This is a genomic window from Halorubrum wangae (genome assembly GCF_051194135.1).
Taxonomy (GTDB): Archaea; Halobacteriota; Halobacteria; order Halobacteriales; family Haloferacaceae; genus Halorubrum.
Genome location: NZ_JBLZNH010000002.1, coordinates 434,585 through 448,005 on the forward strand (window position 1 = coordinate 434,585; position 13,421 = coordinate 448,005).

General features: G+C 69.4%; 15 protein-coding genes. 7 read left to right on the top strand and 8 right to left on the bottom strand.

The window, feature by feature from the left end:
* The first annotated feature begins 125 nt into the window (after positions 1 to 125).
* Both ACNS84_RS07400 and ACNS84_RS07405 read left to right on the top strand, forming a co-directional pair.
* Positions 126 to 968: a ubiquinol-cytochrome c reductase iron-sulfur subunit gene (locus ACNS84_RS07400; protein WP_435074202.1), complete on the top strand. Its 843-nt coding sequence runs from the start codon at positions 126 to 128 to the stop codon at positions 966 to 968.
* Positions 969 to 1,086: 118 nt separating this feature from the next.
* Positions 1,087 to 1,422: a DUF8113 family protein gene (locus ACNS84_RS07405; RefSeq protein ID WP_435074203.1), complete on the top strand. Its 336-nt coding sequence runs from the start codon at positions 1,087 to 1,089 to the stop codon at positions 1,420 to 1,422.
* Between the two features lie 31 nt (positions 1,423 to 1,453).
* Here the strand turns inward: ACNS84_RS07405 and ACNS84_RS07410 are convergent, their stop codons facing one another.
* From ACNS84_RS07410 to ACNS84_RS07425, 4 genes are all read right to left on the bottom strand, one after another.
* Positions 1,454 to 1,861 (bottom strand): DUF8060 family membrane protein, encoded by a 408-nt coding sequence (locus ACNS84_RS07410; RefSeq protein ID WP_435074204.1) that lies wholly within the window; start codon positions 1,859 to 1,861, stop codon positions 1,454 to 1,456.
* Positions 1,858 to 2,877, bottom strand: a complete 1,020-nt coding sequence (locus ACNS84_RS07415; protein WP_435074205.1) for a DUF7490 domain-containing protein — start codon at positions 2,875 to 2,877, stop codon at positions 1,858 to 1,860. The genes ACNS84_RS07410 and ACNS84_RS07415 overlap by 4 nt, the downstream gene beginning before the upstream one ends.
* Before the next feature lie 85 nt (positions 2,878 to 2,962).
* Positions 2,963 to 3,493, bottom strand: coding sequence for a DUF5817 domain-containing protein (locus tag ACNS84_RS07420; protein WP_435074206.1), 531 nt, complete (start codon positions 3,491 to 3,493; stop codon positions 2,963 to 2,965).
* Positions 3,494 to 3,721: 228 nt separating this feature from the next.
* On the bottom strand, positions 3,722 to 4,519 hold the full coding sequence (locus ACNS84_RS07425; RefSeq protein ID WP_435074207.1) for an inositol monophosphatase family protein: 798 nt from the start codon (positions 4,517 to 4,519) through the stop codon (positions 3,722 to 3,724).
* 121 nt (positions 4,520 to 4,640) lie between these two features.
* Between ACNS84_RS07425 and ACNS84_RS07430 the strand changes: the two genes are divergently transcribed.
* Entirely contained in the window at positions 4,641 to 4,898 is a 258-nt protein-coding gene (locus ACNS84_RS07430; protein ID WP_435074208.1) for a hypothetical protein, read from the top strand.
* 114 nt (positions 4,899 to 5,012) lie between these two features.
* On the opposite strand, the gene ACNS84_RS07435 is transcribed toward ACNS84_RS07430, so the two are convergent.
* From ACNS84_RS07435 to priS, 3 genes are all read right to left on the bottom strand, one after another.
* Positions 5,013 to 6,257 (bottom strand): MBL fold metallo-hydrolase, encoded by a 1,245-nt coding sequence (locus ACNS84_RS07435; protein ID WP_435074209.1) that lies wholly within the window; start codon positions 6,255 to 6,257, stop codon positions 5,013 to 5,015.
* 124 nt (positions 6,258 to 6,381) lie between these two features.
* Positions 6,382 to 7,407 (bottom strand): DNA replication complex subunit Gins51, encoded by a 1,026-nt coding sequence (locus ACNS84_RS07440; RefSeq protein ID WP_435074210.1) that lies wholly within the window; start codon positions 7,405 to 7,407, stop codon positions 6,382 to 6,384.
* Positions 7,404 to 8,567 carry a DNA primase small subunit PriS gene (gene priS, locus ACNS84_RS07445; protein WP_435074211.1) on the bottom strand — a complete coding sequence of 388 codons (1,164 nt, stop codon included), beginning with the start codon at positions 8,565 to 8,567 and terminating at the stop codon, positions 7,404 to 7,406. Before priS ends, ACNS84_RS07440 begins: the two co-directional genes overlap by 4 nt.
* Before the next feature lie 136 nt (positions 8,568 to 8,703).
* Between priS and ACNS84_RS07450 the strand changes: the two genes are divergently transcribed.
* The 3 genes from ACNS84_RS07450 to ACNS84_RS07460 all read left to right on the top strand — a co-directional run bounded on the left by ACNS84_RS07450 (position 8,704) and on the right by ACNS84_RS07460 (position 11,153).
* Positions 8,704 to 8,850 carry a DUF8555 family protein gene (locus ACNS84_RS07450; protein WP_435074212.1) on the top strand — a complete coding sequence of 49 codons (147 nt, stop codon included), beginning with the start codon at positions 8,704 to 8,706 and terminating at the stop codon, positions 8,848 to 8,850.
* Between the two features lie 483 nt (positions 8,851 to 9,333).
* A complete protein-coding gene (locus ACNS84_RS07455; RefSeq protein WP_123113152.1) occupies positions 9,334 to 9,609 on the top strand; it encodes a PadR family transcriptional regulator in 276 nt (91 codons plus the stop codon).
* 203 nt (positions 9,610 to 9,812) lie between these two features.
* Entirely contained in the window at positions 9,813 to 11,153 is a 1,341-nt protein-coding gene (locus ACNS84_RS07460) for an aminotransferase class III-fold pyridoxal phosphate-dependent enzyme (RefSeq protein ID WP_435074213.1), read from the top strand.
* A 66-nt stretch (positions 11,154 to 11,219) separates the two neighbouring features.
* Here ACNS84_RS07460 and ACNS84_RS07465 read toward each other — a convergent pair whose 3' ends face one another.
* Positions 11,220 to 11,870: a non-canonical purine NTP pyrophosphatase gene (locus ACNS84_RS07465; RefSeq protein ID WP_435074715.1), complete on the bottom strand. Its 651-nt coding sequence runs from the start codon at positions 11,868 to 11,870 to the stop codon at positions 11,220 to 11,222.
* A gap of 120 nt (positions 11,871 to 11,990) precedes the next feature.
* Between ACNS84_RS07465 and ACNS84_RS07470 the strand changes: the two genes are divergently transcribed.
* On the top strand, positions 11,991 to 13,316 hold the full coding sequence (locus tag ACNS84_RS07470) for a 5'-deoxyadenosine deaminase (RefSeq protein ID WP_435074214.1): 1,326 nt from the start codon (positions 11,991 to 11,993) through the stop codon (positions 13,314 to 13,316).
* Positions 13,317 to 13,421 lie beyond the last annotated feature (105 nt).

A 13,421-nucleotide genomic window follows, 5' to 3' on the forward strand; every position in this document is an offset into this window, starting at 1 on the left:
GCCGGCGGCGTCCGTATCCGTTTGCTGTCCGTTCGCCTGCACCCGATCTCTCGGCTCGGGGTGCCGGTCTGCCGCCCGGGTGCCGCTTCGTCACCCTTTTTACCGATCCATCCCGAACCGCGTGTATGAGCAAGTCCGACAAGTATCCGGCCGAGTCCGGCCGGCGGCGCTTCGTCAAGGGCGTCGTTGGCGGCGCGGCCCTCGCGGGCGTCGGGGCGATGGGGTCGGCGACCGTGAACACGCTGACGACCTCCGGCGGGGTCGGCGGTGGCGCGACGGTCGCGACGACGATCGCGAAGACGGGCGGTCCGGCGCCGCGTGGCCTCCCACAAATCCCGATCCGCGTGACCGACGACGGATTCATCGAGGGGATCTGGCCCGAGACGACAACGATCACTCAGGAGGGCCAAGAGATTCAGGTCGCCCAACAGGACCTCGGTGGGAAAACCTACTCCGGCGAGTGGTTCCAGTACTGCGGCGTCGAGTCGCAGGAGAACATCTCCCCGACGTTCGAATCGGACAACCTGTTCCGCGCCTCCCCCGGGAAGTACGACTGGCAGGACGAGACGTACGACGCGGGCGAGCGGATCCACGTCGACGACTTCGACAACTACGACACGTGGGGCAACGGGATCGGCGACGACGGCGTCGGGAAGCCGGCGTCCGTCACGTGGCGGTCCGAGGACGCCGAAACCAGCCTGAACGCGATCGTCATCCGCTCGCCGCGGATCGAGGAGGCCGTCGCGAACTCGGACAGCGAGTGGCTCGAAGCGTCCACCGATCAGGGGTTCGTCGCGTACCTCAACGTCTGCACGCACTTCTGCTGTATCCCGGACTACAAGGTGCTCGAGGAGTCCGCGCGGTACGACGCCGAGAACGGGACCTACTGCGTCTGCCACCAGTCGACGTACGACCCGTTCACGCTCGAAGAGGCCCTGTTCATCGCCCGCCCACGGCCGAGCGAGTAAGCCGGTCGCCTCGGGGCTCCGTGTCCCCGCTATATCCTGCGTTTCGACTCGTTCTTCCGCCCGCAGTCACCCCCGAGCGAGCGCCGTGCTTTTGGGTCGCGTTCGCGTATGTCCGGCCATGAGCGACGACGACGAGACGGCCGCCGCCGGGAGCGACGACGACGCGTTTGCCGCCGAACTCGACCGCGCTCGCGCGCTCCTCGACGGCGACGAGGTCGAGGCGATCCACGTCGGCGTCGTCCGCGACGGCGAGGTCGACACGACGTTCGCCCAGCGGGGCGACGACGGTCCCGAGGGCGAGGGGCTCCGCGCGCTCGCGTTGCTCGCGGCGCACGTGCGACTGATCGCGAACGAGGCCGGCGTCGAACCCTCCACGGTCGCCGGCGACGCGGCGACGCTCGCCGGTCGAGTCGAGCGAATTCCGGCCGACACGGACGACCTGCCCGACGAGTAGGGCGCCGCCCCCGCGCCGGCCGTCGCTCCGACTACTCGCTCGATCGCATGCGCGAGAGCTGGTGCGCCACGCCCGCGAGCGCGACGAACAGGATCGCGAGGTTGAACGCCGCCAGCGCGATCGGCTGGTAGGCCGGGTCGATCCACGTCCGGATCGCGGCGCCGGTCTGCCTGTAGAACCCCCACCCGGCGACCAGCGCCAGGAGGACCAGCGCTGCGAGCCCGACGCGGTCGAGGATTCCCCGTAGCCGATCGGTCGGGAGCCGGCCGATCCCATCACCGGCCGACTCGCTCTGGTCGCTTTCGATCGGTTCGGTGGTCGGCTCGGTTGCCGCAGTCGATTCGCCCGTCTCGGTCGCGTCGGCATCGGTGTCAGTCATGGAATCCGTGGTGAGTCGCTCGTCGTCGGTCGTCGCTGCCCGCCGCTCGTCGTCGGTCATCGCCGCCCCCGCGCGTACAGCGCCGCCGCGAGGAGCGCGGCGAGCGCGGCAACCGGTCCGAACCCGGGCGTCGAGCCGTCGGTGGAGCCGTCGCCGCGGGGGGCGCCGTCGTCACCGGCGTCCCCGGCGTCGTCGCCCGCCCCACCGCCCTCGAAGTCCTCGACGGAGAACTCCACCTCTTGGACGGTCTCGTTGGCGGCGATCCGCTCCCGCGGGTTCAGGTTGGCGACGCCCTGCGTCTCGTCGATGAGCACGTCGTCGCTCCACAGCGACGCGTCGACGTAGTAGTTGTAGTTCGCGGGCACCTCGACGGTGGCCGTCACGGTCTTCGTCCGGCCGGGACGGACCGACTCGACGGTCTCGCTCGCCTCGTCGGCGATCACGTTGGACTCGGCCTGTCGCATCAACAGGCGGAGGTCGACGGGGTCCGACGCCGCGTCGCCGCCGTTGGTCACGGAGAGCGAGACCGTCAGCGTCGCGCTGGCGTTGTCCGCCTCGCGGACGCTGACGGCGACGGTCGGCCAGACGGCCCCCTCGGTGAAGCCGACGTGCGAGTCGGCGTACGCGGGCGTGAGCGCGGCCACGCCGTCGACGCGGGTCCGCTGCGTCTCGACGCGCTCGCCGTCGACGAAGACGGCGGTCTCGATCCGATAGCCACCCGCGCGCTCGACGTCGACGGAGCCGTTGATCGTCCGCTCGCCGCCGCCGTCGACGTCGCCGACGTCGACCGTCGTCTCGTCGACGAGCAGCCCCGAGTCGGCGCCGATGGCGCGGTGGCGAACGGTGACGTTCTCGACGGTCGAACCACGGTGTCGGAGGTCGACGCCGAGCCGAAGTTCCGCGGTCTCGCCGCGCACCTCGCCCGGCGACACGACGATACCGGCGATACGCACGTCGCCGGGGCGCTCGATCCGCTCGCGCGGGTCGTCGAGCGCGTCCGGCACGGCGACGACCCCGACCGCGCTCGCGACGAGCACGGCGGCCGCGGCCGCCAGGAGGGCAGTTCGGGTGTCCATGCGTCGTGCGTCAACCGCTCAACATAAGTGCTTTGTCGGGGTCGAGGCCGACTCAGGGATCGCTCGGAGCCTCTTGCGAGCCGACTCAGAGAACCCGATACCGTCCCTGCGACTCCGAGAGTTCGCCCCGCCGCGTCAGCTTCGTGAGGATCTCGCGGGCCGCCTCCGTGGGAACCCCGTGCTCGCTCGCCCGCGTGACGACGTTCTCCTCGGTCGGCTCCTCGGCCGCCTCGACCGCGCCCCGGACGATCTCGGTCCGCGTCCGTGAGGCCGATCCACCCCCTTCCGCGCGGGCGCCGGCCTCGTCGACGGCGTCGGCGTCGATCCCGCTCGCTTCGAGGTACTCCCGGTCGTCCACGCCGGCCTCGTCGACGGCGCGTTCGAGCTCGGAAACGTGGTCGACCTCGGCGAACGCCGCGCTCTGATCCTGTTTCTTCGCGAGGAGTGCGGCGCGGGCCTCGCGGGCCGCCGCGCGGTCCTCCGACTCGAAGAACCGCTTGAGCTTCGCCGTTCGGTGCGTCTTCCCGCAGCGCGGGCAGGTCGCGCTGTCGCTGGTTTGGGGGTCGGAGAGGAGCCACATGGCCGCGCACTGATTGCAGCCGACGACCGCGTACATATCGCGCGGTTCGGCGGGGTCGGATTTGAACCCTCGGCTACGCTCGTGTCTCGCCGTCGGTCGGGGAGCGAGACGAACGCGTGCGTCGCCCGTTCAGGGATAATTGGCGTCCGAAACCCTCGTCTCGTCGATGATGACCGCCATTCTCCCAGTCGCGAGGCGGCCTCGCAGGCGTGCGCTGCCGCAGACTCACGTTTCCCTGTCACGACTCGCGGGTCCCTGTCGCGCTCAGTCCAGATCCTCTATCTCGCGCGCGGCGGCGAGCACCTCCTCGTGGAGCGTGCCGTTCGAGGCGACGAGTCCGATTGAGTCGTGCCGCCAGCGGTTCCCCTCGAGGTCGGTGACGCGCCCGCCGGCTTGTCGGATCATGAAGACGCCGCCGACCGAGTCCCACGGGTTCGCCCGCAGGTTCGAGATGGTTCCCTCCAATCCGCCCGCAGCCACGGTCGGCAGGACGACCTGCGCGGCGCCGAACCGGCGCATGTCACCGAACCGCGTTACGATCGCCTCGCAGGCGTTGGCGTACTCGTCGCGCGCGTCGAACTCCCACCACAGCGTCGGGTCGACGGCGGCCCGTCGCGGGTTGTCGACGTCGTTGACGGTGATCGGCTCCTCGTTGCGGTAGGCGCCGTCGCTGTCGGCGGTGTACACATCGCCGAGCGCGGGGCAGACGGTGGCGGCCGCGACCGGTTCCCCGTCGACAACCGCCGCGACCGCGGTGGCCCACACTCTGATGTCGCGGACGTAGTTGTGCGTCCCGTCGATGGGGTCGATAACCCACGACGCGCCCTCGTCGGGGACCGTCTTGCGCTCGTCCTCCTCCTCGCCGACGATTGCGTCGTTCGGGAACGACTCGCGGATCGACTCGATCACGGTTCGCTGGGCGGCCCGATCGGCCTCGGTCACCACGTCGTCCTCGCCTTTGCTCTCGACGGTGATACCGTCCCGGAACTGCTCGTGCGCCACGCGCCCTCCTGCGCGTGCCGCGCGCTCGGCGACGGCCGCGCGCTCGTCTGCGTCGGTCATGGGCGTTCTGCGGCGCCCCCGCGCCTATAAACGTCGATCGGGGCTCGCCCTCTGCCACGCGATTATTAACTCAGTTCCGAATCCGAGTAGCTTTAAGTGGATCAGACGATATCATACGTGTATGGAACCCGAGGAAGCGGTTCGTCAACTTGAGTACGCCATCGATGCCTCGCTCGACGAGACCGGACAGCGGGCGGCCGCGGGCTACCGTCCGACGTTCGAGCGCGTCGCCGATCGCGCCGACGGCTCGGCCGTATACACGCTCGCGAGCAAACTCGCCGACGAGGTTGTCGCCGGCGACCGACCCAACCCGTCCGAGGCGAACGCAACCGCCGACCGCGTGCTCGACGACTGGGCGTACACCGACGGCGGCGCGTAACGACTCGCCGCTTCGGGCCGCTTTCCTGCCGTACTTCTGTTCTCTCCGGCCACTCCGCGAGCCCCGCGTCTGCTTCTCGCTATCGACGAACGCGCAGAGCGCTCCCAGGTCCGCTCACAGTTCGATCCGCTCCCCGATGCCGGGCGCGCTCGCTTCGATTCCGTCCGCCCGGAGGTCCGCGGCGAACGCCTCGCAGCGGTCTCCGTGGTTCACTACCACCTGAGCGTCGCGGTACGACTCCAGGAACGACTCCAACCCCTCGCGGTCGGCGTGTGCGGAGAAGTCGTACGACTCCACGCGGGCGCTGACGGGTCGCACCTGCCCGTTTATCGCCAGCCGACCGTGGTCCTGTAGTTCTCTGCCCGGCGTCCCCTCAACCTGATACCCCGTCAGCGTCACGAGGTTCGCCGGGCTGCCTCGTATCTTCGGGAGATACGAGTGGACCGGACCGCCCGCGAGCATCCCCGAGGTGGTGATGATCAGTTCGTTGTCGGCGGCGATCCGCTCGCGCTGGCCGTCGCGGCCGGTGACGAAGCGCGCAGCACCCTTCGCTCGACGGAGCGCCTCGGCGTCGCGGAGGAACTCGGGATACTGCCGAACCAGCCGCGTCACCTCGACGCCCATTCCGTCGACGTAGGGGGTGAGGTCGTTTGCCTCGGCGACGAGCATGAGCTCTTGGGTCCGTCCGATCGCGAACGCGGGCGCGACGACGGTCCCGCCCTCCCATATCGTCGTCTTCACGCTCTCGGCCCAGCGATCCTCCACTGCGCGGCGGTCCTCGTGGCTCACGTCCGCGTACGTCGACTCGCAGATCACCGCGTCGGCGTCGGGCCGCGCCGTCGTCCCCGACACGAGCCGCTGGTCGTCGGTGTGGAAGTCGCCGGTGTACAGCAGGCGGGTCTCTCCGTTATCGATGAGGACGTGCGCGGATCCCGGAATGTGGCCCGCGTTGTAAAACGTCACCTCGTAGGCGGTCCCGCCGGCCGTAACGACGAACGGTTCCCCGTAGCCGTGCCGCTCCTCGACCTCTCCGAGCCGCGCGACGTGCTCCTCGGAGAAGGGACAGAGCGGGCTGTTGCCGTGGAGCTTGAGCGTGTCGCGCGCCAGCGTCCGCGTCAGATCTGCGGTCGGCGGCGTCCAGTGGATCGCGGGTCGCCGGTCGCCCTTCAGCAGCGCCGGCACCGCGCCGGCGTGGTCGAGGTGGCCGTGCGAGACGACCACCGCGTCGGGTTCGGGGTCCCGGACCGGGTACTGCGGCGGGTCAGCGGTCAACAGGCCGTAGTCCAGAAGCAGCGCGTCGTCGACGAGGAGCGCGCTCCGACCGACCTCGCGGGCGCCGCCGAGGAACTCGACCTCCATTGCCGGACCGTAGCCGCCCGCGGCGTTAGTGCTCGTCGGTCTCGGCGCTGTCGAGCCGCGCCGCTCGTCCACGAAAACGTCGGATAGAGGCGGATCGCCGCGGCGCCGGCGGCCATCGACTGGGTCAGTCGAGCCGCTCCGCGGCGTTCCGCTCGACGAGCGGCGTCGCGTTCTCGACGGGGAGGGTCACGACGTCCTCGCTCGCGAGGTCGTACTCCCGCTCGTCGACGCCGAAAATGGCGCCGACGTCGCGCGTGATTCGGACGGTGGCGCGGTCGCCGATTTCGGAGTCCGTCTCGGTCCCGTCCGCGGCGTCGGTCGGTCCGGAGTCGATCGAGTCAGCGCCGTCCGGGCCGTCGGCGACCGTCGAGGTCGCGCTTTCGTCCGGGTCTGACGGGGCCTCCGATTCGGCCGGGGCATCGGCGTCGTCGACGCCCGGTGCGCCGGGCGGGGCGGGTTCCGGCGGGATCGCGGTCGGCCCGCCGTCGGTTGTGGCGCCGTCGCCAGCCTCGGCGCCCGCCTCGTCGGTCGGTGGGGAGGCGTCGGACTGGCTTGCGGCCCCGTCCGCCGACGCGTCGATCGCGTCGGCAATCTCGTCGTCCGCCCCGCCCATGGCGCCCGCGAGCGCGTCGGTAACCTCGTCGCCGCCGCTCCCGCCGGAAGCGGACTGATCTGCGGGATCGGGGTCCGGCGCGGGCGGGGCCGGGCTCTCGTCCGGATCGGCGGCGACGGGCGCCGACGCGTCCGCCCCGCCGACCGGAACCTCGCCGGAGAGCACGTCGAGCACGCTCGACTTGTTCTGCTTGATGCGGTCGACGAGGTCGTCGAACAGCTGACGCTCCTCGGTCGTCATGCCGTCGGAGTCGACCGACATCTCGGCCGCGGCGAACGAGGCGAGCTTGACGACTTTGCCGACGCGGCGCTCGTACAGCGCCTCGGCGACCTCCTCGGCCGTCTCGACCTCGTCGGAGAGGCGGCGGACGTCGTCGTCGGAGAACGGCTTCGCGACCTGCTCGGCGCGTCGGTCGCGGGCCGCGCGCAGGTCGGCCACGTAGGTGGCCACGTCGTCGTAGAAGGCGTCCCGCAGGTGCTGGAGGCTGTCCTTGCGGCGTTCCTTCGCTTGGGCCGATCTGAGCTCGTCGAGGTTCATTGTTCGGGTGCTTTCCGCGCCTCGCCGCGGGCCATGAGGAAGACCCCGACGAACTCGGGCACGGTGTTTCTACCGGATTCGACTAACACTCTCTCACCGTTTAGTTCTACCGTCCGATCGGCATCGCTCTCGATCCGGATCTCGCGGCCGACGAACCGCTCCGGCACGGCGTCTCGCAGGGGGTCGAACTCGTCGAGCTCGTCGCGATCGAGCGGCGTGACGACGAGTCCGGAGCCGCCGTGGAGCGTCCCCGGCAGCCGGATCAGGCGGCGCGTGTCGGTGGTAACCGGCTCGTCGATCGGTGCCGTGTCGGTCGCGGCCACGCGCGCAGCGATCGCGGAGACCAGCCGACGCACGCCGGGGCCGCCGGCCTCGACGTTGCCCTCGCGAACCGCGGTCGGGTTCCGGTCGAACGCGCCGAGGATCGTCTCCGCGCGCCCCTCGCCGATCCCGTCGAGTTCCATCAGCCGCTCGCGGGCCGCGTCCTCGTCCATGTCGCGGAGGTCGTCCGCGTACTCGACGAGCGCCTCGTGGACGCGCGCCCCCCACCCTCCCTCGGTGCGGAGCACGCGCTTCGTCGTGCCGCGGTCGGAGACGGTGCGGATCAGGCCGTCGGTATCGAGGTCGATTGCGCGCACGTAGTCGACGACCTCGCGGCGAGCCTCGCTGTCCAGTTCGCGCACGCTCTCGTCGCGGACGTGGACGTGGTAGCCGCGGCCGCCCGAGAAGACGACGGTGAGGTCGTCGAAGGCGAAGTCGTCGTCGAGGAAGTCCAAGAGCCGCAACAGCGCGTCCTTACACGCGTCGAGCATCTCCGGGTAGGAGGTCGTCTCCGGGTCTACGCTGGGGAGATGGTCGGCGTCGAGGTCGAAGATCAGGTCGGCGGAGCGCCAGCCCTTCTTCGACATCGTCGAGGCGCTCGGATCGCCGTACCGCGCGGCGGAGAAGTACGCGTGACGGGGCGCGTTGTCCGCGAAGAACGTGTCGACGTCGCCCAGGTCGTACAGCGACTGGTGGCGGACCATCGTCGTCCCGGAGCCGGGCGTCCAGGGGATGTGCCCCCACTCGCGGAGGTTCGCGTCCGGGGGGAGCACCGGGGACGCGCGGCGGTAGTAGTCGCCGAAGCGCCCCTTCAAGTACTCGCGCGTCCGGTCGTCCATCGTTCACTTTGTTACCCGCGGTCGACGTATCAACGTATCGTTCGCGGGCAATCGTGACCCCCTGCCGACGACGAACGTCCCGGCGGTCACGACCGGCGGCCACAACACTATGCCGGCCCGCGCCGTAGCCGCGTCCATGCGCTCCGAAGACGAGATTCGCGAGCAGTACGAGTTCCTCTGCGAGCAGCTCGACGACGAGGAGATGTCTCACCGCGGCGTCGAGCAACTGTTCACCCACTACAAGCGCGCGCTCGGGTGGGTGCTGGAAGAAGAGCACATGTGAACCAAGTCGGTGTGACAGACGCCGTCTCTCGTATCAACCCCTGTAACGTGTTACGGTGTGAACACCTGTGGCCGGCCCTCGTTACCTTTATCAATTCGAACCGTGTATCACCATTCGACGCTTCGTCTGGAGGGCCGAAGCGTCAGCGGGGACCAATCGGCCGCCCGACGCGGCTTTTTTCCGCGTCGGGCGTGCCGACTTTCTGCGCGCGTAAACGTGTACGTCTGACGAGCGACGCGACCGACTATCACCGGCGATGAGCGTGTATCCCAGAGCGACCGCATCGACCGCCCGATCGCGCCGACGTATCACCTCTCGGGACACTCTCTGCGGGCGCGATTCGACCCCGTTGGTGCGGCCATCGTTGTTTGGGTGACATAACTGAACCGCGCGGAACGGCTGAATACGCCTCTCGGAGCATGGATCGGCGCCGTTTATAACGGTATATTTATTTATTTACGACAGGTATACACAGTCAGTTGTATGTACGACCTTACGGGTTTTCAACGTGACCTGCTTTACGTGATCGCCGGTCTCGACGAGCCTCACGGACTCGCCATCAAAGAGGAACTCGAGGACTACTACGAGAAGGAGATCCATCACGGCCGACTGTATCCGAACCTCGACACGCTCGTCGAGAAGGGTCTCGTCGAGAAGGGACAGCGCGACCGCCGCACGAACTACTACACGCTGACTCGTCGCGGCCGCCGCGAGATTGAGGCGCGGACCGAGTGGGAGACGCAGTACGTCGACCACTGAGCGGCCGGCCACGCCGGCGTCGCTGTCGCCTGCCTCTCGAGTCCTCCTCCTCTCGAGTCCCCCGTCTCTGCGTGCCGCGCTCCCCGCCCGCCGCGCCCGCCGCCACCGTCTCCGCTCGATCACCCCTGCGACGGAGTTGGATATTTCTCTAACGCCTGCGCGATTGCCCCGAGTTTATTCCCGTCCGCGTGCGACGTGTGGGCATGGATCGTCACACGGCCACTCCCGAGGTCACCGATCTTCCCGGTGACCGCGCCCGAGAGTGGGTCGATTACCACCACGAGTCTGCCGCGCCGAGCACGTACGTCTACGAGTTCGTCTGGGACCGAACCGCGCCCGCCGAGGGCCCGTTCTGTACCGACGTCGACGGCAACGTCCTCATGGACTTCACGAGCCACGTCGCCGCCGCGCCGCTCGGGTACAACAACCCGAAGATCATGGAGCCGCTCGCCGAGTTCGACCTGGTCGACCCCCTGAAGATCGCGGGACAGGACTTCTACGTCGCCGGCGGCGAATCACCCGGCGACGGGCTGCCGGGGTCGTCGGGGCTGATGGAGCGACTCACCGATATCACCGATCACTACGACATGGACACCGTCTTCCTCTCGAACTCGGGGGCGGAGGCGGTCGAGAACGCGATCAAGATCGCGTACGACGACTCCGGCGGCGCCAAACACGCGATCACGTTCGACGGCGCGTTCCACGGGCGAACGCTCGGTGCGCTCTCGCTCAACCGGTCGAAATCCGTGTACCGTCGAGAGTTCCCGGAGATCAGCGGCGTCCACGACGCGCCGTTCTGTGACGACAGCAACTGCACCCCGGAGACCTGCTCGTGCGGCTTCTTCGTCGACGGCGTCTCCCGCCTGCGCGAGAAGCTCGAACCCAAGCGCGGCCACATCGACCCCGACGACGTGGCGTACCTCATCATGGAACCCATCCAGGGCGAGGGCGGCTACCGGTTCCCCTCCGACTCGTTCACCGACGAGATCGCCGCCCTCGTCGACGAGCACGACATCACGCTGATCGCCGACGAGATCCAGGCGGGCGTCGGTCGCACCGGCGAGATGTGGGGCTCCGACCACTACGCGCTCGAACCGGACGTGATCTCCAGCGCGAAGGGGCTCCGCGTCGGCGCGACCATCTCCCGGTCCGACGTGTTCCCCGAGGAGAGGAGCCGGCTCTCGTCGACGTGGGGCGCCGGCGACGTGATCGCGTCCGCGCAGGGAGCGCTCACGCTCGACGCGATCCACGAGCACGACCTCATGGACAACGCCACGGTGCGAGGGCGACAGTTCAAAGAGACGATGCGTGACGCGAACCTGGCGCAGGTCACCGACGTCCGCGGAAAGGGGCTGATGCTCGCGGTCCAGTTCGACTCGAAGGAGCACCGCGACGCGGCCCAGAAGAACGCGTTCTCCCGCGGCTTGCTCACGCTGGCGTGCGGGCACGACGTGCTCCGGGTCCTCCCGCCCCTCGACGTCACCGAACGCGAGATCGACCTCGGCTGCGACCTGCTCGCGAGCGCTATCGCGGACGCGGCCTGAGCGGCGTCGACGCGTCCTGAGGCGTCTCGAGGGATCCCGACGCGTCGCTCACGCGGTCGACCCGACTTACCGGTCCGCGTACCACTCCGCGAACTTCTCTAACGCCCGTCCCCGGTGTGACACCGCGTTCTTCCGATCGGTGTCCATCTCGGCGAACGTCTCGCCGTCGTGTTCGAAGATCGGATCGTAACCGAACCCGCCCTCGCCGCGCGGCGCGACGATCCGACCGGGGACGTACCCCTCGAACAGCTTGACGGGGAGGGCGTCGGCCGACGCCTCAGGGTCGCCCCCGTTCGCGGCCCCGTCGTCCGGCCCCGCCGCGGCAGCCGCGTTCCGGTCGCCGCGGTCGACGGGATCCGGGCTCGCCGCGAACTCGTCGCCGTCGCAGTAGCCGAGCACGCACCGGAAGGCGGCCCGGCTGTCGTCGAGGTCGGCCGCGATATCGCGGACGCGTTCGATCCCGAGCGTCTCCTCGACGTACGAGGAGTAGGGGCCGGGGAAGCCGCCGAGTCCCTCGACGAACAGTCCCGCGTCGTCGACGAGAACCGGCTCGCCCGCGTGTCGGTACGCCTCCCGAGCGCCTCGCGCGGCGATGGGACCGAGCTCCGGGGCCTGTATTTCCGGGTAGTCGAAGTCGAGCCGCTCCACTGAGCCGTCCGAGAGATAGCGCTCCGCCTCGCGCACCTTCCCGGGGTTCGTCGTCACGTATCTGAGCACGGATCCGGGTGGGGGCGGCCGGAACGAATAGCCGTCGGTCGCGGGCGATCGAACGGCGCCCCCCAGCACTGGCACGCGAGGAACACCCTCTTAAGAGCCGGCCGTCAGGAACGGACGGACATGCTGATCGCCGGAACCGTCATTCCCGATCCCGAGACCGTAATCGCCGACGGCGCGGTCGTCGTCGAGGGGGCGACGATCGCCGCGGTCGGCGACGCCGCCGCCCTCCGTGAGGAGTACCCCGACCACGAGCGCCGCGAGGTCGACCTCGTCGCGCCCGGTCTGGTCGGCGGTCACGTGCACTCGGTGCAGTCGCTCGGACGCGGGATCGCCGACGACGACGCCCTCCTCGACTGGCTGTTCGACGCCGTGCTCCCGATGGAGGCCGCGATGGACGCCGAGGCGACGCGCGCCGCCGCCGAACTGGGGTACCTCGAGTGTCTCGAGTCGGGCACGACCACCGTCGTCGACCACCTCTCCGTCAACCACGCCGCCGAGGCGTTCGAGGCCGCGATCGACACGGGGATCCGCGCCCGGCTCGGGAAGGTGCTGATGGACCGGGACGCGCCCGACGGTCTGTTGGAGAACACCGACGCCGCGCTCGCCGAGAGCGAGGCGCTGATCGAGGAGTACCACGGCGCCGCCGACGGCCGGGTCCGGTACGCGGTCACCCCGCGGTTCGCCGTCACCTGCAGCGAGGCGTGCCTCCGGGGCTGCCGCGCGCTCGCTGACCGCCACGACGGCGTGACGATCCACACCCACGCCAGCGAGAACGAAGATGAGATCGAGACGGTGGAGGCCGACACGGGCAAGCGGAACATCCTGTGGCTCGACGAGGTCGGGCTCACCGGCCCGGACGTGACCCTCGCGCACTGCGTTCACACGAGCGAGCGCGAGCGCGAGGTGCTCGCCGAGACCGGCACCGTCGTCACCCACTGCCCCTCCTCGAACATGAAACTCGCCTCCGGGATCGCCCCCGTCCACGACTACCTCGACCGGGGGATCGCGGTCGCGCTCGGCAACGACGGACCGCCCTGCAACAACACGCTCGACCCGTTCACCGAGATGCGGCAGGCGAGTCTCCTCGGGAAGGTGGACGCCCGAGACCCCACCCGTCTCCCGGCCGCGACCGTGCTGGAGATGGCGACGACGAACGGCGCGCTCGCCGCCGGCTTCGACCGCCTCGGGACGCTTCGGGAGGGTCAGCGCGCCGACGTGATCGGCCTCACCACCGACCGCACGCGCGCCACGCCGGTTCACGATCCGCGCTCGCACCTCGTGTACGCCGCCCACGGCGACGACGTCGTCTTCACCATGGTGGACGGCGACGTCAGGTACGCCGACGGCGAGCATGTCGGGATCGACGCCGACGCGGTCCGCGAGCGCGCCACCCGAGAAGCGACGCGTGTGGTCGAGGCGGCCGGCATCGACACGGTCGAATCGTAGCCTGCGGCCGGAACTCCGGCGTCCATTTATAAACGATCGCGATCTCCGATCGTAAAACGGGCTTTATCGGCACAAAATCGGAAAGAGAATCTTGCTTATATACCC